Below are 22,185 nucleotides of genomic sequence, written 5' to 3' on the forward strand. Positions count from 1 at the left end.
TTTTTTTATGTCAGAAAATGATTTGCTGTGACATAAAAGAGTCCGCCGTTTATAATTTGCATGGTAATTCGCGGTTCATATTGTTCTTGCAATGCTTGTTTTTCTATCGCGTAGCTTTCTGGTAATTCATCACTTTCCTCGTAAAAGCGATTTAATAGCTGTAAATCGTGATTCCAACGCACTTTTGCTTCTTCAGCCCATGTGTGATCGTCTGTCCCAATGACATTTTTCATTGCTTCTTCAATTCTAGATAACCCGCTTTGCGGTTTAATAATAGGTGTTAATGTAAAACAAAAATCAGGAATTTTTGGTGTTAGACGTAGTGTTGCTAGTGCCTCATGAAAATTTGTAATCATCGTACCAGAAATAAGATGGATACCGACGGAATATAGCATATCTTTTTTTCGATCACATTGATAGGAGACTTTTATATTGACGCCAAGCCAAGGATGAAGCGGAGTGCTTGCGTGCCCATTAGAATGAACATCTTCAAATAAGCGGATGTAAGCACCTAATTCCTTTGTAGCTTGGAAAATTTGATGTAAGCGCGGAGAACCATAGTGAATGAGCTCGCCTTCTTTCTCCTCATGTTTTGGATCAGTAATGAATGTAAGTCGCATCGGATTTGGTGTGCCGCCGGTTTTCTCAAGATAATGCCAGTAAAATGGACGGTTCATCAGCAGCTTGTCCATATCAATTGTTAATTGTACGTCTAGTAAATGCGGAAAACGCTGTAAAATTTCACAGCTATTTGCCGCGAAAAAACAACTTAAATAATTATGAATTTCATGTTGCTGCATAACCACGCACCTCAGTTTCATTTCGTTTTGCAAATTCAATAATGGACGTCAGGTTTTCCATTTTTATTCGGATTTCTCCTTCACTTTTGGAATGTGCAAAAATGTCTTGAATGTGCGCATCGATATTTTTCATATTAATTCTTGTCAAAATTTCATCTAAATCGCCAATGACACGCTCAAATAAGTTAATTTTTTCATACAGCAATTTTAAAATATGTTCTTCAACTGTATGTTTCGTTGCCAAATTATAAATATGAACATCATGTTTTTGTCCAAGACGATGAATACGTCCGATTCTTTGTTCAAGTCGCATCGGATTCCAAGGAAGGTCATAGTTAATCATATAATTACAAAATTGTAAATTGATCCCTTCACCACCTGCTTCTGTCGCAATCAATACTTGTGCATGGTTTTGAAATAATTCTTTCATCCAATCTTTTTTACCGCGTTTAAATCCGCCGCGAAATGGTACAGACGAGATACCATGCTGCTTTAAAAACCATTGTAAATACATTTGAGAAGCACGATATTCTGTAAAGATTACAACTTTATCATTAATTTCTTTAATAATTTCTAACGTTTTATTTGCTTTTGAATTGGAAGAAATACAATTGATTTTTTCCATCAACACATCTATGTATGGATCTAGTGTATATTGTTCATCTTCTTTTTGACGCTTTTCTACATGCTTTTTGAGTGAAAAATAAACAGCTTCTCGGCTGCTGCATGCCTCACGCTTTAATGTTAAAGCAGAAAATACAGAAGTAAATGCCTCTTGCCTTTTCCATCCTTCAATCGCATCGTATAAGGATTTCTCTTGTTCGTTGAAATCTACAAAGAGCGTATGAACATGTCGTTTTGGCCATTCAATGCCGGTATCATGCCGGCGATTCCGTACCATTACTTTATTAATGAGTTCTTTTAAATGTTCATCTGTTTCAGCATTGCGATTTTTAGAAGCATAGTATTCTTCAAAGTTGGATTGATTACCGAGATGGCCGGGTTTTAATAATGAGACAAGATTAAAGATTTCATCAATGCGATTTTGAACAGGTGTTGCTGTAAGTAATAAACAAAATTTTTTCTTTAATAGTTGCGCAAATTCATAGTTTTTCGTTTTGTTGTTTTTTAGTTTATGTGCTTCATCAATAATAATGAGATCGTATTCTAAATTTAAAACAATGTCACGGTGCGGAGAGCGCTTTGCTGTATCGATGGAAGAAACAATAACGTCAGCTTGCTCCCAGGAGTAACTCTTTCTTTGTGCGACAGCTGGAATGAAAAATTTCGTATTCAATTCATATGCCCATTGTGAAACGAGTGAAGCAGGTACAAGAATAAGCACTTTTTTCACAAGTCCGCGCACCATATATTCTTTTAAAATAAGCCCAGCTTCAATTGTCTTTCCAAGACCAACCTCATCTGCTAAGATTGCTTTTCCGTTCATTTGTTCAATGACTGTTTGTGCTACTTCTAACTGATGTGGAAGTGGCGTGAAATTAGGTAAATGCTTGGGTGCTTGTAGCCCGTCAAATGTTGGAATGAGAAGGGACTTCTCTGTTTGATATGCTAGATGAAATAGTTCCCAATTTGTCCACGGGCCATCTTCTTCTATTCGTTTTAAGAAGTTTTCTTGCCAAGAACGATCTATTGAAATTTCGACATTCATGGATAATATCTCACCTTCTATAAATTCTAAATTATTTTTTTAGCTAGAATATTGATGAAACGACTCGAAAAATGTTAGGATAATGATGTGAAATGTGTGGAATCTTTCGTATTTTATCCAAGAAAGTACTTTTTTATTTGCGCTTTCATAAAAAAATAGAGTGAGATTCCGTATATCCCATCTTTTCAGAATTGAAAATGTTTAGATATGGGAAGCCAACTTTTATTGATTTGTCATAGACAGCGTAAGGGGGAGAGAACATGATTACATTACAACGTACACCGCTATTTGATGTATACGCGAAGTATGGTGGGAAGACAATTGATTTTGGTGGTTGGGAATTGCCAGTTCAATTTTCGAGCATTAAAGAAGAACACGAGGCTGTTCGCACAGCAGCAGGTCTTTTTGATGTGTCTCACATGGGAGAAGTAGAAGTAAAAGGTGCAGATAGTTTAGCATTTTTACAACGTATAGTTACAAACGACGTTTCTATCTTAAAGGTAGGCGGAGCACAATATACGGCAATGTGTTACGAAGATGGCGGTACAGTAGATGATTTATTAATCTACAAACGTGGGGAAGAAGACTATTTATTAGTAATCAATGCATCAAACATTGAAAAAGATTACGAATGGTTAGCGTCTCATGTAAGCGGTGATGTGCAAGTAGTCAACGTTTCTAGTGAAATTGCACAACTTGCAATTCAAGGACCAAAAGCAGAAGACATTTTACAAAAAGTTGTGTCAGAAAATTTGAAAGAAATTAAGTTCTTTAAATTTAAAGACAATGTTCTTGTAGATGGTGTAGAAGCGCTTGTATCTCGTACAGGTTACACAGGTGAAGATGGCTTTGAAATTTACTGTAAGAGCGAAGATGCTGCAAAACTTTGGGAGAAACTTCTTGAAGCAGGAGCAGAAGACGGCTTAAAACCATGTGGCTTAGGAGCGCGTGATACACTTCGCTTTGAAGCAACACTTCCGCTTTATGGTCAAGAGTTATCAAAAGATATTACACCAATCGAAGCTGGAATTGGCTTTGCAGTAAAACCAAACAAAGAAGTAGATTTCTTTGGAAAAGAAACTTTAAAGGAACAAAAAGAAAACGGTGCACCTCGTAAATTAGTCGGCATCGAAGTAATTGAGCGTGGTATCCCGCGTACTCATTACCCAGTATATGTAGGCGATGAAAAAATCGGGGAAGTTACAAGTGGTACACAATCTCCAACGTTAAAGAAAAGCATCGGTTTAGCGCTAATTGATGTAAAATACGCAGCAATTGATACAGAAGTCGAAATTGAAATTCGTAACAAACGCGTCAAAGCAGTTGTCGTTCCAACACCATTTTACAAACGTTCAAAGTAACGGGGAGAGGGGTAGATTTCATGTTGCATCGTTATCTTCCAATGACAGAAGAAGACAAAAAAGAAATGTTACAAACGATTGGTGTACAATCGATTGATGAATTATTTTCTGATATTCCAACAAGCGTTCGTTTTCAAGGGGATTTAAATATCAAACAAGCAAAATCAGAACCAGAACTTTTAAAAGAACTGTCTGAGCTTGCTCGTAAAAACGCAAATTTAAAAGACTATGCTTCCTTCCTAGGAGCAGGTGTATATGATCATTATGCACCAGTAATTGTTGATCATGTTCTTTCTCGTTCAGAATTTTATACAGCTTATACGCCGTACCAACCGGAAATTTCACAAGGGGAATTACAGGCAATCTTTGAATTCCAAACAATGATTTGTGAATTAACGGGAATGGATGTAGCAAACTCTTCTATGTATGACGGAGGTACAGCGTTAGCAGAAGCGGCGATGCTAGCAGCAGGTCATACTCGTAAAAAGAAAATTCTTGTTTCTAAAGCAGTTCATCCAGAATCAAGAGCAGTTCTTGAAACATATGCAAAAGGTCAACATCTTCAGGTTGTTGAAATTGATTATAAAGATGGCATAACAGACTTAAACGAATTACAAAGCAAAGTAGATGATACAGTAGCTTGCGTAATCGTTCAATATCCAAACTTCTTCGGACAAGTGGAGAAACTAGCTGATATTGAGAAAATCGTTCATCAGCAAAAATCATTATTTATCGTTTCTTCTAACCCATTAGCATTAGGAGCGTTAACACCACCTGGTAAATTTGGAGTGGATGTTGTTGTAGGCGATGCACAACCATTTGGTATTCCAACACAGTTTGGTGGCCCTCACTGCGGTTATTTTGCAACAACAAAAGCGTTTATGCGTAAAATTCCAGGACGCCTTGTTGGACAAACAGTGGATTCCGAAGGACAACGCGGTTTCGTATTAACGCTGCAGGCACGTGAGCAACATATTCGCCGTGATAAAGCGACATCTAATATTTGTTCAAACCAAGCGTTAAACGCATTAGCAGCTTCTGTTGCAATGACAGCAATTGGAAAACAAGGTGTGAAGGAAATGGCGCGTCAAAATGTTTCTAAAGCACAATACGCAAAACGTCAACTTGAAGCGAAAGGATTCACAGTAACATTTGCTGGACCGTTCTTCAATGAATTTGTTGTAGATTGCAAACGTCCAGTACAAGAAGTAAACGATGCATTATTACAAAAAAATATTATCGGTGGTTACGACCTTGGCCGTGACTATGCAGAGCTTGCGAATCATATGCTTCTAGCTGTAACAGAGCTTCGCACAAAAGAAGAAATTGACACACTTGTAAACGAAATGGGGGCTATCCAATGAAGAATCAAGACCAAGCACTTATTTTTGAAATGAGTAGAGAAGGACGCGTAGGATATAGCTTACCCCAATTAGATGTAGAAGAAGTAAAATTAGAAGATGTGTTTGAGAGCGATTATATTCGTACTGAAGATGCAGAGCTTCCAGAAGTATCTGAACTTGATATTATGCGCCATTACACAGCTCTTTCAAATCGTAACCATGGTGTTGATTCAGGGTTCTATCCATTAGGATCTTGTACAATGAAGTACAATCCAAAGATCAATGAAAACGTGGCACGTTTCCCAGGCTTTGCACACATTCATCCACTTCAAGATGAAAAAACAGTGCAAGGTGCAATGGAATTAATGTACGATTTACAAGAACATTTAATCGAAATTACAGGTATGGATACTGTTACACTTCAACCAGCAGCTGGTGCGCATGGTGAATGGACAGGATTAATGTTAATCCGTGCATACCATGAAGCAAACGGTGACTATAACCGTACAAAAGTTATTGTTCCTGACTCTGCGCACGGAACAAATCCAGCATCTGCAACAGTAGCAGGATTTGAAACAATTACGGTAAAATCAAATGAAAATGGTCTTGTTGACTTAGAGGATTTAAAACGTGTTGTGAACGAAGAAACAGCAGCGCTTATGTTAACAAACCCAAATACACTTGGACTATTTGAAGAGAATATTTTAGAAATGGCACAAATCGTCCATGATGCAGGCGGTAAATTGTACTATGACGGTGCAAACTTAAATGCGGTATTAAGTCAAGCGCGCCCAGGAGATATGGGATTTGACGTTGTACATTTAAACCTTCATAAAACATTTACAGGTCCGCATGGCGGCGGTGGCCCAGGTTCTGGTCCAGTAGGTGTAAAAGCAGATTTAATTCCGTTTTTACCAAAACCAATTTTAGAGAAAACAGAAAGTGGTTACTACTTTAATTACGATCGTCCACAAGCAATTGGACGCGTAAAACCATTCTATGGTAACTTTGGCATTAATGTTCGTGCGTATACGTATATTCGTTCTATGGGCCCAGACGGACTTCGTGCAGTAACAGAATATGCAGTATTAAATGCTAACTATATGATGAGAAGATTAGCTCCATTCTATGATCTTCCATTCGATAGACATTGTAAGCATGAATTTGTTTTATCTGGTCGTCGTCAAAAGAAACTTGGCGTACGTACACTTGATATTGCAAAACGTCTGCTTGATTTCGGCTACCATCCGCCGACAATTTACTTCCCATTAAATGTGGAAGAATGTATCATGATTGAGCCGACAGAAACAGAGTCAAAAGAAACATTAGATGGATTTATTGATACGATGATTCGAATCGCAAAAGAAGTAGAAGAAAACCCAGAAGTGGTTCAAGAAGCGCCGCATACAACAGTAATTAAGCGCCTTGATGAAACAATGGCAGCGCGTAAGCCGGTTTTACGTTATCAAAAACCATCTATGGTACAAGTTTAATCATCAATAATAGGTTAGAGAGAACTCGCTATATGCGAGTTCTTTTCATATATTGCCGAAGAAAGTATCATTACCTAAAAAAGATGTTATAAAATTGCAGGTTTTATGTAAGATTGTGGAATTGTCATACTTTCTCAACATTTTTGTTGAAAAAGTCCCTTTGATAAAATTGTGTATTTTTGTTAGAATTTTAATGAAATTAAAGTAAATGAGAAGCAAAAATGTCAATTTTTCATACATATGTGAAGAAATGAACAAGGGGATGAAAAAGATGGGCTATAAGCGTTATAGGATGGTGTACCATTTAGAAAATGGTGAGATGATTAAGGATATTAAAGAATTTTATTACCAAGATACAGAAAAAATGTTAGAGAGAGTGAAACATCACGTATTAGATAATAAAAGTGTAACCGCAATCGATAGTAAAGGAACACTCATTCCAATCGCTTGTCATGATATTGTGAAAGTTGAGTTAGACCATTTACAGGAAAGTTAGTCTTGAGTCATAGGGGAGAATTCGTTACAATAAATGAGTAATTTAGAGAGGAGTTCGTTATGGGTAGTCAAAGACATTTTTACATGTTTATTGTTGCTTTTTTACTTGTTACAGTGTTAACGGTATATTTAATTATTGATAGCCACTGGTACAATACAGTACATCCAGCAGTTCTTATTTTTATGTATGTCGGGATTGCTGTTGTCAGCTTTGGGATGAGAGATGAGATGCTAAATCGTTTTGAGAAGTGATACATATATGAAAGACCAACAGGGAAATGTTGGTCTTTTTTTAATGCAACAAATTATGTACAACAAATTTATAAACTGACACCATACTTGGTGAATAAGCAGGCACGTTATACGTATGTAGTACGAAACTAAAAAATACAACACATACAATAAAGGCAAAAAATAGTAGCAAAATATGTTTATGTACAGAAGTTTGCATATAATCAGCTCCTTTTTTGGTAGTATGTGCAAAGGAGGGAATTATATGAAAAAAGACAGTTACTTCTTGCCAGAAGAACTGTCTTTTAAAAAGAATTTATTCCAAAGTTTCGCGATAATCCAAATGATGATAATTCCAATTGAAGCGATAATCGACCAAGCAACGAAAGTTACTTCAAGAGCCATGTTTGGAATAAAAGAGATGATTGAAAATGTTTTATGAAATAACCATTCTGCAATATGGAATATAGATTGCAATAAGAGTGCAATTGCAAGTATGATTCCTGTCATAATTTGTTTTCCTCTTTTTTCCACACAGCAGTCACCTCATTAACTCATGAGTTTTAAACCAACCGCACCGCATAAGATGCAGCTTAAGAAAGCAAGGCGGCGCCAATCAGCAGATTCGCGGAAAATGATAATACCAAGCAGTGCGCTTCCTGCAGTTCCGATTCCCGTCCAGATTGCGTAAGCCGTTCCCATTGGCAGTGTATCCATTGCGAGAGACAGGAAAAGGAAGCTTACACCGAAGTTTGCAGCTAAAATAAGTTTTGGCATCCAACCTTTTTTTCAGTGGCTATCTTCATAAAGATAACACCAGTAATCTCACATATACCAGCAATAATTAAAAATAACCATGCCATGCTTATGCAGCCTCCTTCTCTACTTGTTCACCTGTTACTCGTTTTAAACCAATAACACCAACAAAAATTAAACCGATAAAAAAGATTTTTACAATCGAAAATGGTTCGCCAAAAACAAAAATTTCTGTTAGCACAATACCTCCAGCTCCGATTCCTGTGAAAACAGCATACACAGTCCCTACAGGGAGTTTTGCATAAGCTTTAAATAAAAGGAAAAAGCTAAAAGCGATTGCAATCGCTACACCGATCCATTCTAGTGGTGTTGTTGCATGTTTTAAACCAATCACCCAAATAATTTCAATGATTCCTGCTAAAATAACATAAATCCATTCCATCATTTATTCTCCTTCCTACCAGTCGTTAGGTTTGGGGCCGGAAAATGACGCATTGCGTATGCAATCCGTCATTTTGATAATCCGCGCCAAAACACTTTCCAAGATGAGTGTAATCGATTTTCAAAGGGTTGTATTCCAGCAAATAAAAATTCAACCATTAATCCGTCAATTAAACACAAATAAGCTGCAACAGCTTCTGCTACTTCAATGTTACAAAGTTCTTTTTTCTTTTGCTTGTTCAAATATAGGTATTAGAAGCTGTCCGATGTTTTCAATGTATGCATTTGCTTTTTCTACAATTTGCTCGCGAAAGGCATCGGGTGGAAAAAATGAAGTGCGAAGCCAAAACATTGTTTCAATGCCCTCTTGAAAGCGATGACCGTAGTCTTTAAGAAGACGGAATAAAAAGTCTCCAAACGGTGTGTTTTCCGGATTCGTAACATACTGTTTAAAGAATTGCAGATCTTTTTGTAAGGCTTCTTCTAAGCAAATAAAATATAGCTCTTCTTTTCCTTTAAAATGTGCGTATATGGACGGCTTCTTAATACCAACATCTTGTGCAATGTTTGCTAGTGAAGTTCCTTCATAGCCATAGCGTGCAAAGTGTGAAAGTGCTACAGATTTTATGCGGTTTGCTGTCATGTTCATCCCCTACCTACCGTTCGTTAGTTAAAGTATAAGATAAAAAAATATATAGTCAAGAAGGACAATTATACAAAATGGAACAGTGTAAAGCTCTAATAATAGGAGCTTTACACTGTTCCTCGTTCAATTAAACGAAATGGTAACTCTTCAGAAGTCCCTATAATTTTCTCATGTTGTACTTGTTCATAAAATAGTGAAAAAGCACGGTTCCCCATTGCTAGTCCAGGATGTTCAATGGTGGTTATTTCTAGTGCCTCAGAAATGGGATGATTGTCAAATCCAAGAATTGCTAAATCTTCTGGGACTCGCAATCCTTGTTTTTTCGCTTCTGTTAATAAGCCAGCAGCCACTTGGTCGCTTGCAGCGAAAAGAGCAGTGGGGCGATTTTTCATAGTTAGTATATTTTTGATTACGTTTGCGCCGTCCTGAATGTTGTAACAATGATAAAATAGCCAGTCTGTCTGTGCGTGTTTTCCAGCTGTACGAAGCGCATCAAAGAATGCTTGCTCGCGCTGTTTTGTACTCACACTTTTTTCGCGTGCTAAACAAAATCCAATGTATTCGTGTCCGTTTTGTAATAAATATTCTGTCCCAATACGGAAGCCGTCATAATGATTGACAAACACGGAAGATATAAGAGGATGTAGCAGTTTTTCACACGAAATGATAGGAGCGAACTTTGCATAAGGTTCAATTGCATCCCATGAACTTGTTCGAGAACAAATAATCATTCCATCAAATTGTTTCATCTTCATCATTTCGAGGACACGTATTTCCTCAATACTATCGTAATTTGTTTGACAAAGATTAATGCGATATCCTGCTTCAAGCGCCTTGTTTCCAATTCCTTCAATAATTGTACTAAAGTACGGCAGATTAATAAAAGGGAGCATAACACCAATCGTATATGTTTTTCCTTTTAGAAGATGAACTGCATTTACATTTTTGGCATAATTCAATTCTTCAACAGCGTCTAGGACGCGTTTTCTTTTTCTGCACTGACATATGGATGTTCATTTAAGACGCGTGAAACAGTCGTAATAGAGACTCCGGCCGTTTTCGCAATTTGTTTTATATTTACCATATGTTTCACCTCTATTTTCATTATACAGGAAAAGGATGAGGGAAATCTTATGAAACACTTGACATGAAAAGCTTTTCATACTCTATTTTGTTAATAATGCTTTCCTCTATTCGCGTAACAATCATACTTGGCGTGAGAATAGGGAAAGTATTTTTGTCAAATTGTGTGAGATAAACGAGGAAAATTTTCAGAGGTGGAACAGGAAGAAAAAGAGAATATGAACATAACATACGAAAGCTTCAATTGTATCTTGATAGAAAAGAGAATGTTGAGAAAGGGCGGATACACATTGAAAAAACGGATGCTATGTTTCGTGTTTTCTAGTATGGTGCTAACTGCATGTTCTTTTCAACAAACGATGATCGAGGAAAAAATTTTGCAGCAAGTTTAGAGGCAAGTGAAGATATGATGTCTGATCCAGTATCGGTACAAGCTGTAAAAAACGTTCTCCCGTTTTCGTTTCAAACACCATCATATTTACCGTATGAGTCAAAAGATAACCCAAAAGCAGTAGTTCGAAAAATGGGAGATAAGCGAATTGCTCTTGGTATTAAATATGAACGACGTGAAAAAAGCATGAAAGATTATATTGAATTAACAGTTGCCAACTTTTCGTATAATTTTCCTTTTATTGTAGAGCAAAATCATTTTCAAGAGCAAGTAAAGCTTGAAAATGGTATAACAGCTTATTTTAAAAATGGTGACGGAGAAATGGATGGAGAAGACATTGCGACGCTCACTTGGAAAGAAGAGAAAGTAGAATATCAGTTGCTCTACCGAAATGTGCGTGATCAAGGTAGTGAAGATGTAAAGAAAAATTTAATGTATATCGCTAGTAAAATGGAATGAAATAGCTAGCTTGTGATAAACAAGCTAGCTATTTATTATGAATCCTTCTTTTTCACTTTACCAGACCAAGTTTTAAAGCCGCCTTGCAATTGATAAAATTCTTTGTAACCGTGCTTCTTTAAAAACTGTGCTGCGCGGCCTGTTCGGAAACCGTTTTGGCAATACATATAAATCGGTTGGTCACTACGAAGTTCTTTGTAACGAAGACGTATTTGTGAAATCGGGATATTGCGCGCTCCTAAAATATGACCAGCATTATATTCGTCCGCTTCACGAACATCGATAAGTTGTGCTTTACGATATCCAGCGCGAAATTCTTCTTCTGAAAGTGTTTTAACTAATTTTTTCTGATAGAAATACATCCATACAGAGTAGCCGATGAATCCTACGGTTATGGCTAGTAAAATAATAACATTTGTTGACACGATTGTATCGCTCCCTTTTTCTTATCCTACTTTCAATATTATAATGCCCATATGTATTTATGCAACAAGTTCATTTTGTATTAGAAGAAATTTCGTATTCTTTCACAAATTTTGTCGAATTTGATAGACTAGAGAATGTGAGAAAAATTAGTTATATGAGGTGTGGGATGGAAAAGGAAAAATGGTGTTATATAAATTCTGGTCAATGCTCTCCGGCGTTTAATATGGCGTTAGATGAATGTTTATTAAATTGGCAAAGTGAAAAGAAAATGCCTCCAACAATTCGTTTTTATGAGTGGGAAGTTCCGACGTTAACAGTGGGATATTTCCAACGTGCTTCAAAAGAAATTGATATGGATGCAGTGAATAGAAATGGTTTTGGCTTTGTACGCCGTCAAACGGGTGGCAGGGGCGTTCTTCATGATAATGAATTAACCTATAGTGTAATTGTATCTGAAGATTATCCAAGCATGCCTAAAACAGTGACAGAAGCATATCGCGTCATTTCACAAGGTTTGTTAGATGGATTTAAAGAACTAGGTTTAGAAGCATATTTTGCAGTACCAAAAACAGCGGAGGAGCGCGATAATTTGAAAAATCCGCGTTCAGCAGTTTGTTTTGATGCTCCGTCATGGTATGAGATCGTTGTAGAAGGGCGCAAAATTGCTGGAAGTGCACAAACGCGTCAAAAGGGAGTTATTTTACAGCACGGCTCAATTCCGTTAGAAATTGATTTAGATACGCTGTATGATTTGTTTCTGTTTCCAAATGAACGTGTGAAAGAACGTATGAAAAAAATGTTCTCTTCAAAAGCAATCGCAATTAATGAATTAACAGATCGTACATTTACAATTCAACAACTTATCGATGCATTTCAGATTGGATTCGAGAAAGGGTTAAATGTTGAACTTGTTCCGTATCAGTTAACAGAAGAACAACTGCATGAAGTTGAAACATTAGCAAAAGAAAAATATGAAAGTGACGAATGGAATTATAAAAAATAAGGAGATGGGTGATCCATCTCCCTATTTTTTATAATAAGTTCAATACTTTTTCTACTTTAATGCCCTTTTGCTTTAGTGATCGTAAACGGTTTACAACATCCATAATTTCTGCATCAAATGCTACCGATATTCCTTGTTTTTGTAATTCATCTTTTAAATTTTCGATAGAATCGTCTACATCCATACCAAGTTCGTAATCCTGACATACATCCACAGCTTGTTTTACAAGACGAACATATTTTTCTTGTAATTCAGAGTTTGGTTGATTCGTTACAGGCTGTTTAACTGGAACTACTGGTTGTACTGGAGTTGACACAGTTACTTCTTTTTGCACTGTAGTTGGTACAGTTACTTCTTTTTGTACAGGCGTTGGTGCAGCTTTGACTACTGGTTCTGGACGCGCTGGCTTTGGAATTGATGTTGGAGTAGGTGCAACATTTACAACTGGTTTTGTTACAGGTGTCACTTCTTTTGAAGTTTCAACTGCTGTCTTTTTGTTTGGAGTTTCGACAACTGATAGTGTATTGTCTTCTAGTTCTGCCGTTTCTTCTTTTGTTCCTTTACTCCACATGACGCGTTCGATCTGCAGTGAAACATTGTTTTTGTTCATTGCGCTTAATGTCACTTTACCAACTTCAGCATTGCCAGTAAAATCGACAATTTTATAAATAACGCTCTTGTTCCAATCTACGTTTCCGCTCAAAAATAATTCTTCGTTACATTTTGGCGTTAAGCCCTCGATTTTAATTTCTGCGTTTACACCGTTTTCACTATATACCATAATTAGCGAAGCATTTACATCTTCGTCTGCTAACATTAGTTCACGTACCATTTTGCCGGTGCGTACTTGCGTTTTCTTCTTAAGTGACATCAAATTTCCCTCTCAAAAATTCAGTAATAATAAAAAAATCGTATAACGAAAAATAATTGCTCACGAAGAAATATGATACCGATAATAAAAGCATCACGTCAACAATTTACTTTAATTATTTTGTATTTTTCTTTTTTGTTTATGTTATTTTTCTTTTTGTAAATTTATACAAGCGAAAAACAGCCCAGAACAGAGCTGTTAAAACCTTGAGGTTTTAAATAAAAATTTATAGAAAATGTAGAAGAAAAGGGCTAATACGACACCTTGCCATATCGTTAAGTGATAGGATAGATACTCTTTTTAAAAAGTGAATATTTAAGAATACAGATGAGTAAAAGTGGAAAAGTTTGAACCGAGTTTTCATCTAGTCTTTCGCTCATACTAAGAAAAGAAGGTGAAGATTACTCTGGAACCATTTATCCCGCTATTCGCGGGCAGTAAGACCCCCACCTCAAGTTTGAGAGAGAAGCGAGGAAGATAGGTGGGGGATAACTGCCCGTAAAAGCCCGATTGGTGAGAGCTTTCCATCAGTGGGAGATGAAGAAAACCCCACCTTAAACTGGGCTATGCCCTGCGCGTTTTGAAGATGGGGTTTTCTTGCCCATTTTCCGATAAATATTTTCCAAATACTGAAATGCAATATTTTCCATGATAGAACCTACGTTATGTATGTGGGTTCTTTTGTGTATTGGGAAAATAGGCCTGTTTCCACTCTTGTCACGATATCCTTTCTGTTGTATCATTTTATTGATTGCTTAGTGCGGAATATATAAAATGAATTGGATGGAGGAAACCGATGCCTACTCCTAGTATGGAAGATTATATCGAACAAATTTATTTGTTAATTGAAGAAAAGGGATATGCCCGTGTATCTGATATTGCCGAAGCGCTTAATGTACATCCATCCTCTGTAACAAAAATGGTACAAAAACTTGATAAAGATGAATATCTAATTTATGAAAAATATAGAGGGCTTGTATTAACAACAAAAGGGAAAAAGATTGGTAAGCGCCTTGTTTATCGTCATGAATTGTTAGAGCAGTTTATGCGTATTATCGGTGTAGATGAAAGTAAGATTTATAATGATGTAGAAGGAATTGAACATCATTTAAGCTGGGAAGCTATCGATCGTATTGGCGATTTAGTGCAGTACTTTGAGCAAGATGAGCTTCGCGTTGAGAAGCTTCGTGGTGTTCAAAAGGCAAATGAAGAACAGGCGCAGTAAGAGACGAGAGGGAACTGAGGATCAGTTTCCTTTTTTGTTTGTGAAAAAGGGAGATTGGTGCACAGCGTAGAATATATATGCTGATTACACAAATAGGGGGAAGATATGTTGAAAGCGATTGTGTTTGACTTTGATGGACTCATTGTAGATACAGAAACGGCATGGTTTGCAGCATATCAGGAAATTGTACGTGAATACGGAGGAGAATTGCCACTTGAAGAGTTTGCAAAATGTATTGGAACGACAGATGAAGTCTTACATACATTTTTGCAAGGTGAGTTAAAAGAAAAATGGAATAAAGAGCATATAGAAGAAAAAGTAGAAATATTGCATCGTGAAAAAATGAAATTACCTGTGGCTCGTGAAGGGGTAAACGAGTATTTAGAAGAAGCAAAGAAACTCAATTTGAAAATTGGTTTGGCCTCTAGTTCCTCAAGGAAATGGGTGACGAATTTTTTGAAGGAATTGGGATTACAAAAATATTTTGAGGTTATTAAAACGAAAGAAGATGTATTACAAGTAAAACCGGACCCAGCACTATACGTGAGTGCTGTTAATGAACTTGGCGTAAATCCTTCTGAAGTAATTGCTTTTGAAGATTCCGTGAATGGAGCAAGGGCTGCAGTTGCAGCCGGGTTAAAATGTGTAATTGTGCCAAATGAGGTGACGAAATCCTTGTCTTTTGAATTGCATCATTTACGTTTAAACTCTATGAAAGATAAGAATTTAGCAGAGGTTATTGAATTTATTAAGCAAAAATAAAAAAGACCACGCTTCTCTAAAAGGAAGCGCGGTCTTTCTTTTTGCCTTTTTTCCTTCAATAACTGTTAAGTGAGATTGCTTTCGTTTTCGTTTTAGGAAGGAAGTATTTCCTTTTTTCCTTTAGCATCGGAAGCATTTTTCTTTAACAAATTTTTACTTAGGGGTGTTACATTTTGTTTTCCATATTTTCGGTTCGATTGTTTCGCAGCACGTTTGTAGGAAGATTGTGAGTTATTAGCTGAACCGCTTGAACTCGTAAGCATCTTATAAAGTAAATAAAAGACACCGATAACAATGAGCGCTATTGCAATGTTTTTTACAACTCCCATTGGATTTTCAATTGTGAATGATACAAGGCTAAATACTGCTAACCCAACAATTACAACAAATAGAGCGAACGTAAATGAGCGAGCCTTCATAAGGAACACCTCCTAAAAAGAAAGATATTTAATTAGTTTATTAACGAAAGGCGAAGGAGTTGAATAATAATATGAAAAAGTTATTGTTGTCTCTCTTCTAGACGCAATAGTTCTTCAAAAGATGCAATTGCTACTTCAACTTGATCATCTGTTGGTTCTTTCGTTGTTAATAGCTGAAGCCATAGACCGGGATATCCTAATGCGCGGAGTACTGGAACGCTTCGTAAGCTGTTTGTAAATTGCAGTACTTCAAATGAAATACCAAGCACTACAGGAATGAGCAAAATACGATTCATAAGACGAACCCAAAGAGGATCTGTTGGAACGAGAAAATATACAAACATCCCAATAATAACAGTAAATAAAATGAAGCTACTACCGCAACGATAATGGAGACGAGTTTGTTTTTGTACGTTTTCTACTGTCAATGGAAGATTATTCTCATAAGCATTAATTACTTTATGTTCCGCCCCGTGATATTGAAATACACGTTTAATAAGTGGAGTCAATGAAACAAAGTAAATGTAGCTAAGTAATAATACAAGCTTAATGATACTTTCGACAATGATTTGCCCAGCATGAGATGGGAAAACGGGTCTTGTCAGTTCTGCTAAAAGTGCAGGAACCGCAGTGAAAATCACTTTTCCGAAGATAAAGGATAAGACCCCGACTGCTGCAACGCTAAGTATCATCGTTAGCTTCGATTGTTCTTCTTTTTTGGTACGAATTGTTCATCATCTGCAGGATGTACATCAAAGCGTTCTGAAGCGAAGTTTAAATGCTTTGCCCCGTTTGCACTTGCATCAATAATTGCCGCGATGCCGCGTAAAAATGGAATCTTTTTAAACATCGATAACACTTTATTACGAGTACGAGGTAATCGATAAAATTCGATAGATTTATCTTTGCGACGAATCGCTGTAACAGTATATTCTCTACCGCCAAACATAACTCCTTCTACTACTGCTTGACCGCCGTAGATTTGTTTTGTCTTCTCTGTCATGTCAACACCAACCTGTATTTGTTTCTCTCTTATCAGAAAAGAGGTAGCGACTCTAGGTGTTGTCATTATATTGCATGACAACACTACAGTTTCCTTTATTTTATCGACAAAAGTGTACTTCTGACAAGGAAAATCAGCAGGTTAGTCAGACATTTCCTATTCTTTTTATAGACAAATTCTGCAGTATTTAAACATGCTTTAAACAAGTTTCGGACATACTAGTAGGTGGAGGTGTGGATGTGAAACAAGAACAATCTGTCACGAAAAAAATAGCCCAAATTGGTGTGTTTGGAGGTTTGTTTTGGGGAGCTGTTTGGTACTTTCTCCATATTTTTTCCTTTACTGATGCGGGTCCAAATTATTTATTGCTCCCGTTTGCACTTGGAAGTTGGAAAGAAGGTGTATGGGGAAATGTAGCGGCAATTGTGTGTATGGGGATTCTTTCAATTGTTGTGGCGTTTGTATATAAGGTAACTTTGAGTAAGTTTGAAGGTGTGATTCCAGGCATTATATACGGTCTTATATGGTGGGGAATATTATTTTTTGTAATTGGATCTGTTGCACCTGTCATAAGAAGTGCGTTAGACATGCCTAGGACAACAATTGTAACGACAGCATGTATTTTTATTTTATATGGTGTTTTTATTGCATATTCTGTTTCGTTTGAGGTGAATAACGAAAAGGGTATAGGGAATGGGGAAAAGACAAACTATTCAAATAAGTGAGAGGTGTGGTAAAATGTTATATAGACATTTTTTTTATTAAGGAGTTAGGTATATGAATAAATTGCTCCTCGTTAACGGGCCTAATTTAAACCGCCTCGGTGTGAGAGAGGTTAACGTATATGGTACGGGAACTTTAGCATCGCTAGAAACAGATATGAAACAACAAGCAGAAAGTTTGGGAGTGGAGCTAGAGTGTTTCCAATCCAATCATGAAGGTGCCATTATTGATATCATTCATGAGGCTGAGGGTACATATAAAGGCATTATTCTAAATCCAGGAGCATTTACGCATTATAGCTATGCAATTCGTGATGCGATTGCGAGCGTTTCGATTCCTGTTGTTGAGGTGCATATTTCAAATATTCATCAGCGCGAATCGTTTCGTCATGTATCTGTTACGGCGCCGGTCACAGCAGGACAAATTGTGGGATTTGGTTTGTACGGCTATCACTTAGCGTTACTTGCATTATTGGAGAAAATCGGGGAGGCATAATCAATGGAGAAACTTACAAAATTAAGAAGTGCATTTGGAGAAGCTGGTATTGATGGCATTCTATTAACGAATCAACATAGCCGTAGATATATGACAAACTTTACAGGAACGGCAGGAGTTGTATTAATTTCAAATGAACGTGCTTTGTTTATTACAGATTTTCGCTACGTTGAACAAGCGCAAAAACAAACGGTGGGCTATGAGATCGTGCAGCATACAGGTGCGATGATTGAAGAAGTTGCAAAACAAGTAAAAGACTTAGGAATCCAAAAGCTTGGTTTTGAGCAAGATACTCTTACATACAGCTCTTATACGGCATATAAAGAAGAAGTTGATGCAGAATTTGTTGCAACTTCTGGTATTGTGGAAAAGTTACGCTTGATTAAGACTGATTCAGAGATTAAGATATTAAAGGAAGCTGCACAGATTGCAGATGCTGCCTTTGAACATATTCTATCATTTATTCGCCCGGGAGTATCTGAGATTGAAGTGTCAAATGAACTTGAATTTTTCATGAGAAAGCAAGGAGCAACTTCTTCTTCGTTTGATATTATCGTTGCTTCGGGACTTCGTTCAGCATTGCCGCACGGCGTGGCATCTGAAAAATTGATAGAAAATGGAGATTTTGTTACATTAGACTTCGGTGCTTACTATAAAGGATATTGCTCTGATATTACTCGTACAATTGCAGTAGGTGAGCCGTCCGACAAATTAAAGGAAATTTATAATATCGTATTAGAAGCGCAGCTATGCGGTGTAAACGGCATTAAAGCTGGTTTAACTGGCCGTGAAGCTGATGCGTTAACGCGTGACTACATAACTGAAAAAGGATACGGTGAGTATTTTGGGCATTCTACAGGTCATGGAATTGGTCTGGAAATTCATGAGGGACCAAGTTTGGCATTCCGCTCTGAAACGGTACTTGAGCCAGGAATGATTGTGACTGTAGAACCTGGAATTTATATTCCAAATGTAGGCGGAGTTCGCATTGAGGATGATATTATAGTAACAGCTGAAGGTAATGAAGTGTTAACTAAATCTCCGAAAGAACTTATTATTTTGTAATACACAGGAGGATTTTTTGCATGATTTCAGTAAATGATTTTCGTACAGGTTTAACAATTGCGGTGGACAATGGTCTATGGCAGGTTATAGATTTCCAACACGTAAAACCAGGTAAAGGTGCAGCGTTCGTTCGTTCTAAACTACGTAACCTTCGTACAGGTTCTGTTCAAGAAAAAACATTCCGTGCTGGTGAAAAAGTAGAAAAAGCACATATCGAAAACCGTCGTATGCAATATTTATATGCAAGCGGTGAAGCTCATGTATTCATGGATAATGGAACATACGAGCAAATCGAACTTGCTGACAAGCAAATCGAACACGAATTAAAGTTCTTGAAAGAAAACATGGAAGTACAAATCATGACATATCAAGGCGAAGTACTTGGTGTAGAACTTCCAAACACTGTTGAGTTAAAAGTTGTTGAAACGGAACCGGGTATTAAAGGTGACACAGCTTCTAACGTAACAAAACCAGCTACATTAGAAACTGGTCTAGTTGTACAAGTACCAATCTTCATTAATGAAGGTGAAATGCTTATTATCAACACAGGAGAATCAAAATACGTTTCTCGTGCGTAATTGAAAGAGGCACTCATGGGTCATCCATGAGTGCCTCTTTCAATTACGCATTACCCCATCTCAAGATTCAGAGAGAAGCAAAGAAGATAGGTGGGGGCTAACTGCCCGTAAAAGCCCGATTGGTTCAACTAACCGTCAGTGGGGGATGAATAACCCCCACTGACGGAAGTTTCACTTTATGTGAAATAAGGTATGTAGTAAATGACGGTAATAATAAAACTAATCGTAAGCAGAAGGAGGGTTCCAATCATATAGGGATTCATCCGAATTTGAAAAGGTATTACTTCCCCGGTATCAACTCCTGTCCAGCTTTTTGTGATAGCACGCTCCATATTGGCGTTGCGATTCATATTTAAAAGCAATAGCCAAGTGATACTGAAAATGGCTAAACTCCCTAAAAAGAAAATTTCTATAAATGACCAATCAATAAGTTTTGTAAGTAAGAAAATAGCAACTATTTCTACTGAGATAGTAAGAGTGATTTTAGAAACTTTCATACTTTTCTCCTTTTTTGTTCTAGTATACCATAATTTAACAGAAAATTCCGTCTATTTCTGTTTGATAATTAAAAAATTACTTTTCTGCTTCTGAAATAGACAACCCTTGCATATGGTTGTACAAACGTACTCTTTCATCTTGTTTCAGCAAGATATATGTGTGCTGTTAGAACGGTGTAAGGATAACGAGAGAAGGTGAGAGGATGAAGCAGTGGCTAGCGGCATTTGAAACGTCTGTGCTAGTGATGGCGCTTCTTAGAATCTTTTCGGGGAGCATGGAGATTTTCGCCGCTTTGCTTATGTTGTATTTCAATGATGTAAAAAAAGCATTGTTCGTAAATGGCATGCTTGCATTTGTTGGACCGACTGTTTTGATTGTGACGATGTCAGTTGGAATTGCGAGTGTTACGAACGAAATTTCATTTTTGAAACTATTTTTTCTGGTGCTTGGGATTGGTTGTATTTTTATTGCAGTACTGAAATAGCGATGTGATGGGGAGAGAGCTATGAAAGAAGTATTAGAGATGTTGCCAAAGCAAATCGAACGTTTTATACAAGACTGCAAAGAATATGACACATTAGAAGAAATACGGATTCGGATTGGTCGGCCGCTTGAATGTATTGCGCGCGGGGAAGCGCATTTTTATAACTATATCGTGACGGTAGAAGACGCGGCATATTTACTGAATAAATTGAGTCAATATTCACTTTATACGATGGAAGAAGAGCTGAAGCGAGGGTATGTCACGCTGCGTGGGGGGCACCGGGTTGGCTTAGCAGGAAAGGTAATTATGGAAAAGAGTGCAGTGAAAATGATTCGAGATGTGGCGTCATTTAATATTCGAATTGCTCGGCAGAAAATGGGGATTGCTGAGCCTCTCTTACCGTATTTATACGAGAAGCGTTGGCTAAATACGATGATTATTGGTCCGCCGCAAACAGGGAAAACAACATTATTGCGTGATGTAGCGCGCTGTATGAGTGCCGGTGTTCCAGGGCAACATGTTCCTTCTTGTAAAGTTGGTATCGTAGATGAAAGATCAGAAATTGCTGGATGCGTGAAAGGTGTTCCTCAATATGAGTTTGGAACAAGATTAGATGTGCTAGATGCATGTCCAAAAGCAGAAGGTATGATGATGATGATTCGTTCAATGAGTCCCGATATACTAATCGTTGACGAAATTGGCCGGCAAGAGGATAGCGAAGCGATTATGGAAGCTGTTCATGCTGGTGTTCAATTGTTTATTAGTGCACATGGATTTGGATACGAAGACATACTGAAACGACCTTCGCTGCGAAAAATCATAGAGCTGGGCGTGTTTGAACGTTTTATTGAACTTTCTAAAATAAAAGGACCAGGAACTATTATAAACATGAAAGATGGTAACGGAAGGCCAATGCGCCGAGGGGAGAAGGTGCTGAGCGTATGATTAAATTCTTTGGCGCTGCACTTATTGTTGCGGTATCAACGTTTTTTGGTTTTTCACATGCGAAAAAATATAGTGAGCGCCCTCGTCAACTGCGATTGTTAAAGGCTGCCCTGCAATCGTTAGAAGCGGAAATTATGTATGGGCATACTCCGTTATCTGAGGCAGCTGCACGCCTTGTGAAACAAATGCCAAAGCCTTTGAACTGGTTTTTTCATAGCTTTCATGAGCGATTACAAACGGGAGAGCAAACTGTGCGGGAAGCGTGGATGGATAGCTTACAAGAAAATTGGAAACTCACAGCACTGAAGCAAACAGAATATGAAATTTTACAGCAATTTGGAGAAACGTTAGGACAACACGATCGCGAATCACAGCAAAAGCATATTCGTTTATGTATTACACATCTAGAGAGAGAAGAAGGCGAAGCAAAGGAAATGCAAATCCAGTACGAAAAAATGCTGAAAAGTTTAGGCGTATTAGCAGGATTACTTATCGTGATTTTATTGTTGTAAGGGGGAAT

23 protein-coding genes and 6 pseudogenes are annotated in these 22,185 nt (G+C 37.3%); 16 read left to right on the forward strand and 13 right to left on the reverse strand.

What is annotated here, in order from left to right; genetic code table 11:
• Positions 1-5 precede the first annotated feature (5 nt).
• Both ACEWFJ_RS07510 and ACEWFJ_RS07515 read right to left on the reverse strand, forming a co-directional pair.
• Positions 6-800 carry a YqhG family protein gene (locus tag ACEWFJ_RS07510; RefSeq protein WP_473691358.1) on the reverse strand — a complete coding sequence of 265 codons (795 nt, stop codon included), beginning with the start codon at positions 798-800 and terminating at the stop codon, positions 6-8.
• Positions 787-2,469, reverse strand: a complete 1,683-nt coding sequence (locus ACEWFJ_RS07515; RefSeq protein ID WP_473691360.1) for a DEAD/DEAH box helicase — start codon at positions 2,467-2,469, stop codon at positions 787-789. Before ACEWFJ_RS07515 ends, ACEWFJ_RS07510 begins: the two co-directional genes overlap by 14 nt.
• Positions 2,470-2,729: 260 nt before the next feature.
• Here ACEWFJ_RS07515 and gcvT point away from each other — a divergent pair, with 260 nt between their 5' ends.
• From gcvT to ACEWFJ_RS07540, 5 genes are all read left to right on the forward strand, one after another.
• Positions 2,730-3,830 carry a glycine cleavage system aminomethyltransferase GcvT gene (gene gcvT, locus ACEWFJ_RS07520; RefSeq protein ID WP_473691362.1) on the forward strand — a complete coding sequence of 367 codons (1,101 nt, stop codon included), beginning with the start codon at positions 2,730-2,732 and terminating at the stop codon, positions 3,828-3,830.
• Positions 3,831-3,850: 20 nt separating this feature from the next.
• Complete coding sequence (gene gcvPA / locus ACEWFJ_RS07525) at positions 3,851-5,194, forward strand: aminomethyl-transferring glycine dehydrogenase subunit GcvPA (protein WP_473691364.1); 1,344 nt, start codon at positions 3,851-3,853, stop codon at positions 5,192-5,194.
• A complete protein-coding gene (gene gcvPB, locus ACEWFJ_RS07530; RefSeq protein ID WP_473691366.1) occupies positions 5,191-6,666 on the forward strand; it encodes an aminomethyl-transferring glycine dehydrogenase subunit 2 in 1,476 nt (491 codons plus the stop codon). The genes gcvPA and gcvPB overlap by 4 nt, the downstream gene beginning before the upstream one ends.
• 271 nt (positions 6,667-6,937) lie before the next feature.
• Positions 6,938-7,162 carry a DUF3929 family protein gene (locus ACEWFJ_RS07535; RefSeq protein WP_098307696.1) on the forward strand — a complete coding sequence of 75 codons (225 nt, stop codon included), beginning with the start codon at positions 6,938-6,940 and terminating at the stop codon, positions 7,160-7,162.
• A 59-nt stretch (positions 7,163-7,221) separates the two neighbouring features.
• The gene (locus tag ACEWFJ_RS07540; protein WP_098307694.1) at positions 7,222-7,413 is read left to right on the forward strand and encodes a hypothetical protein; all 192 of its coding nucleotides are present in this window, start codon (positions 7,222-7,224) and stop codon (positions 7,411-7,413) included.
• A gap of 40 nt (positions 7,414-7,453) precedes the next feature.
• Here ACEWFJ_RS07540 and ACEWFJ_RS07545 read toward each other — a convergent pair whose 3' ends face one another.
• The 6 genes and pseudogenes from ACEWFJ_RS07545 to ACEWFJ_RS07570 form a co-directional block, all read right to left on the reverse strand.
• Positions 7,454-7,612: a hypothetical protein gene (locus ACEWFJ_RS07545; RefSeq protein WP_253630398.1), complete on the reverse strand. Its 159-nt coding sequence runs from the start codon at positions 7,610-7,612 to the stop codon at positions 7,454-7,456.
• A 59-nt stretch (positions 7,613-7,671) separates the two neighbouring features.
• Complete coding sequence (locus ACEWFJ_RS07550; RefSeq protein ID WP_473691369.1) at positions 7,672-7,926, reverse strand: DUF3975 family protein; 255 nt, start codon at positions 7,924-7,926, stop codon at positions 7,672-7,674.
• Positions 7,927-7,941: 15 nt separating this feature from the next.
• A pseudogene (locus ACEWFJ_RS07555) lies at positions 7,942-8,255 on the reverse strand (DMT family transporter).
• Positions 8,256-8,257: 2 nt separating this feature from the next.
• The gene (locus ACEWFJ_RS07560) at positions 8,258-8,590 is read right to left on the reverse strand and encodes a DMT family transporter (RefSeq protein WP_098307686.1); all 333 of its coding nucleotides are present in this window, start codon (positions 8,588-8,590) and stop codon (positions 8,258-8,260) included.
• A 68-nt stretch (positions 8,591-8,658) separates the two neighbouring features.
• Positions 8,659-9,238 (reverse strand): annotated as a pseudogene (locus ACEWFJ_RS07565) (TetR/AcrR family transcriptional regulator).
• A gap of 104 nt (positions 9,239-9,342) precedes the next feature.
• A pseudogene (locus tag ACEWFJ_RS07570) lies at positions 9,343-10,319 on the reverse strand (LacI family DNA-binding transcriptional regulator).
• 265 nt (positions 10,320-10,584) lie between these two features.
• Between ACEWFJ_RS07570 and ACEWFJ_RS07575 the strand changes: the two are divergent.
• A pseudogene (locus ACEWFJ_RS07575) lies at positions 10,585-11,168 on the forward strand (DNA polymerase III subunit delta).
• 35 nt (positions 11,169-11,203) lie between these two features.
• Here ACEWFJ_RS07575 and ACEWFJ_RS07580 read toward each other — a convergent pair.
• Positions 11,204-11,593 carry a rhodanese-like domain-containing protein gene (locus ACEWFJ_RS07580; protein WP_473691371.1) on the reverse strand — a complete coding sequence of 130 codons (390 nt, stop codon included), beginning with the start codon at positions 11,591-11,593 and terminating at the stop codon, positions 11,204-11,206.
• Positions 11,594-11,760: 167 nt separating this feature from the next.
• Between ACEWFJ_RS07580 and ACEWFJ_RS07585 the strand changes: the two genes are divergently transcribed.
• Complete coding sequence (locus ACEWFJ_RS07585; RefSeq protein ID WP_473691373.1) at positions 11,761-12,597, forward strand: lipoate--protein ligase family protein; 837 nt, start codon at positions 11,761-11,763, stop codon at positions 12,595-12,597.
• Between the two features lie 28 nt (positions 12,598-12,625).
• Here ACEWFJ_RS07585 and ACEWFJ_RS07590 read toward each other — a convergent pair whose 3' ends face one another.
• A complete protein-coding gene (locus ACEWFJ_RS07590; RefSeq protein ID WP_429708677.1) occupies positions 12,626-13,468 on the reverse strand; it encodes a hypothetical protein in 843 nt (280 codons plus the stop codon).
• A gap of 796 nt (positions 13,469-14,264) precedes the next feature.
• Here ACEWFJ_RS07590 and mntR point away from each other — a divergent pair.
• Both mntR and ACEWFJ_RS07600 read left to right on the forward strand, forming a co-directional pair.
• Positions 14,265-14,693, forward strand: coding sequence for a transcriptional regulator MntR (gene mntR, locus ACEWFJ_RS07595; protein ID WP_098307673.1), 429 nt, complete (start codon positions 14,265-14,267; stop codon positions 14,691-14,693).
• A gap of 105 nt (positions 14,694-14,798) precedes the next feature.
• Entirely contained in the window at positions 14,799-15,455 is a 657-nt protein-coding gene (locus ACEWFJ_RS07600) for an HAD family hydrolase (protein ID WP_473691375.1), read from the forward strand.
• 16 nt (positions 15,456-15,471) lie between these two features.
• Here the strand turns inward: ACEWFJ_RS07600 and ACEWFJ_RS07605 are convergent.
• Both ACEWFJ_RS07605 and ACEWFJ_RS07610 read right to left on the reverse strand, forming a co-directional pair.
• A pseudogene (locus ACEWFJ_RS07605) lies at positions 15,472-15,874 on the reverse strand (SA1362 family protein).
• An 80-nt stretch (positions 15,875-15,954) separates the two neighbouring features.
• Positions 15,955-16,877, reverse strand: a pseudogene (locus ACEWFJ_RS07610) (DUF1385 domain-containing protein).
• 239 nt (positions 16,878-17,116) lie between these two features.
• Between ACEWFJ_RS07610 and ACEWFJ_RS07615 the strand changes: the two are divergent.
• Genes ACEWFJ_RS07615 through efp form a run of 4 tightly spaced genes read left to right on the forward strand, consistent with a single transcriptional unit; the run spans position 17,117 to position 19,738 of the window.
• Entirely contained in the window at positions 17,117-17,602 is a 486-nt protein-coding gene (locus ACEWFJ_RS07615; RefSeq protein ID WP_473691377.1) for a YqhR family membrane protein, read from the forward strand.
• A 52-nt stretch (positions 17,603-17,654) separates the two neighbouring features.
• The gene (gene aroQ, locus ACEWFJ_RS07620; protein WP_098307663.1) at positions 17,655-18,095 is read left to right on the forward strand and encodes a type II 3-dehydroquinate dehydratase; all 441 of its coding nucleotides are present in this window, start codon (positions 17,655-17,657) and stop codon (positions 18,093-18,095) included.
• A 3-nt stretch (positions 18,096-18,098) separates the two neighbouring features.
• A complete protein-coding gene (gene pepQ, locus ACEWFJ_RS07625) occupies positions 18,099-19,160 on the forward strand; it encodes a Xaa-Pro dipeptidase (RefSeq protein WP_473691379.1) in 1,062 nt (353 codons plus the stop codon).
• Positions 19,161-19,180: 20 nt separating this feature from the next.
• Positions 19,181-19,738 (forward strand): elongation factor P, encoded by a 558-nt coding sequence (gene efp, locus ACEWFJ_RS07630; RefSeq protein WP_429718009.1) that lies wholly within the window; start codon positions 19,181-19,183, stop codon positions 19,736-19,738.
• A gap of 176 nt (positions 19,739-19,914) precedes the next feature.
• On the opposite strand, the gene ACEWFJ_RS07635 is transcribed toward efp, so the two are convergent.
• Complete coding sequence (locus ACEWFJ_RS07635) at positions 19,915-20,235, reverse strand: hypothetical protein (protein ID WP_473691381.1); 321 nt, start codon at positions 20,233-20,235, stop codon at positions 19,915-19,917.
• A 203-nt stretch (positions 20,236-20,438) separates the two neighbouring features.
• Between ACEWFJ_RS07635 and ACEWFJ_RS07640 the strand changes: the two genes are divergently transcribed.
• The 3 genes from ACEWFJ_RS07640 to spoIIIAB are packed head-to-tail and all read left to right on the forward strand — an operon-like array spanning position 20,439 to position 22,177.
• Positions 20,439-20,720, forward strand: a complete 282-nt coding sequence (locus tag ACEWFJ_RS07640) for a YqhV family protein (RefSeq protein WP_141524987.1) — start codon at positions 20,439-20,441, stop codon at positions 20,718-20,720.
• 21 nt (positions 20,721-20,741) lie between these two features.
• A complete protein-coding gene (gene spoIIIAA, locus ACEWFJ_RS07645; protein WP_098307653.1) occupies positions 20,742-21,665 on the forward strand; it encodes a stage III sporulation protein AA in 924 nt (307 codons plus the stop codon).
• Positions 21,662-22,177, forward strand: coding sequence for a stage III sporulation protein SpoIIIAB (gene spoIIIAB / locus ACEWFJ_RS07650; protein WP_098307651.1), 516 nt, complete (start codon positions 21,662-21,664; stop codon positions 22,175-22,177). The genes spoIIIAA and spoIIIAB overlap by 4 nt, the downstream gene beginning before the upstream one ends.
• Positions 22,178-22,185: the final 8 nt, after the last annotated feature.

It is taken from the genome of Bacillus sp. EA-CB0995, from assembly GCF_055814245.1.

What these genes read in the sequence shown, in the direction of transcription:
- ACEWFJ_RS07510 (WP_473691358.1), bottom strand. Translation starts at nt 800, where the DNA reads ATGCAGCAACATGAAATTCATAATTATTTAAGTTGTTTTTTCGCGGCA.
- ACEWFJ_RS07515 (WP_473691360.1), bottom strand. Translation starts at nt 2,469, where the DNA reads ATGAATGTCGAAATTTCAATAGATCGTTCTTGGCAAGAAAACTTCTTA.
- gcvT (WP_473691362.1), top strand. Translation starts at nt 2,730, where the DNA reads ATGATTACATTACAACGTACACCGCTATTTGATGTATACGCGAAGTAT.
- gcvPA (WP_473691364.1), top strand. Translation starts at nt 3,851, where the DNA reads ATGTTGCATCGTTATCTTCCAATGACAGAAGAAGACAAAAAAGAAATG.
- gcvPB (WP_473691366.1), top strand. Translation starts at nt 5,191, where the DNA reads ATGAAGAATCAAGACCAAGCACTTATTTTTGAAATGAGTAGAGAAGGA.
- ACEWFJ_RS07535 (WP_098307696.1), top strand. Translation starts at nt 6,938, where the DNA reads ATGGGCTATAAGCGTTATAGGATGGTGTACCATTTAGAAAATGGTGAG.
- ACEWFJ_RS07540 (WP_098307694.1), top strand. Translation starts at nt 7,222, where the DNA reads ATGGGTAGTCAAAGACATTTTTACATGTTTATTGTTGCTTTTTTACTT.
- ACEWFJ_RS07545 (WP_253630398.1), bottom strand. Translation starts at nt 7,612, where the DNA reads ATGCAAACTTCTGTACATAAACATATTTTGCTACTATTTTTTGCCTTT.
- ACEWFJ_RS07560 (WP_098307686.1), bottom strand. Translation starts at nt 8,590, where the DNA reads ATGGAATGGATTTATGTTATTTTAGCAGGAATCATTGAAATTATTTGG.
- ACEWFJ_RS07585 (WP_473691373.1), top strand. Translation starts at nt 11,761, where the DNA reads ATGGAAAAGGAAAAATGGTGTTATATAAATTCTGGTCAATGCTCTCCG.
- ACEWFJ_RS07590 (WP_429708677.1), bottom strand. Translation starts at nt 13,468, where the DNA reads ATGTCACTTAAGAAGAAAACGCAAGTACGCACCGGCAAAATGGTACGT.
- mntR (WP_098307673.1), top strand. Translation starts at nt 14,265, where the DNA reads ATGCCTACTCCTAGTATGGAAGATTATATCGAACAAATTTATTTGTTA.
- ACEWFJ_RS07600 (WP_473691375.1), top strand. Translation starts at nt 14,799, where the DNA reads ATGTTGAAAGCGATTGTGTTTGACTTTGATGGACTCATTGTAGATACA.
- aroQ (WP_098307663.1), top strand. Translation starts at nt 17,655, where the DNA reads ATGAATAAATTGCTCCTCGTTAACGGGCCTAATTTAAACCGCCTCGGT.
- pepQ (WP_473691379.1), top strand. Translation starts at nt 18,099, where the DNA reads ATGGAGAAACTTACAAAATTAAGAAGTGCATTTGGAGAAGCTGGTATT.
- efp (WP_429718009.1), top strand. Translation starts at nt 19,181, where the DNA reads ATGATTTCAGTAAATGATTTTCGTACAGGTTTAACAATTGCGGTGGAC.
- ACEWFJ_RS07635 (WP_473691381.1), bottom strand. Translation starts at nt 20,235, where the DNA reads ATGAAAGTTTCTAAAATCACTCTTACTATCTCAGTAGAAATAGTTGCT.
- ACEWFJ_RS07640 (WP_141524987.1), top strand. Translation starts at nt 20,439, where the DNA reads ATGAAGCAGTGGCTAGCGGCATTTGAAACGTCTGTGCTAGTGATGGCG.
- spoIIIAA (WP_098307653.1), top strand. Translation starts at nt 20,742, where the DNA reads ATGAAAGAAGTATTAGAGATGTTGCCAAAGCAAATCGAACGTTTTATA.
- spoIIIAB (WP_098307651.1), top strand. Translation starts at nt 21,662, where the DNA reads ATGATTAAATTCTTTGGCGCTGCACTTATTGTTGCGGTATCAACGTTT.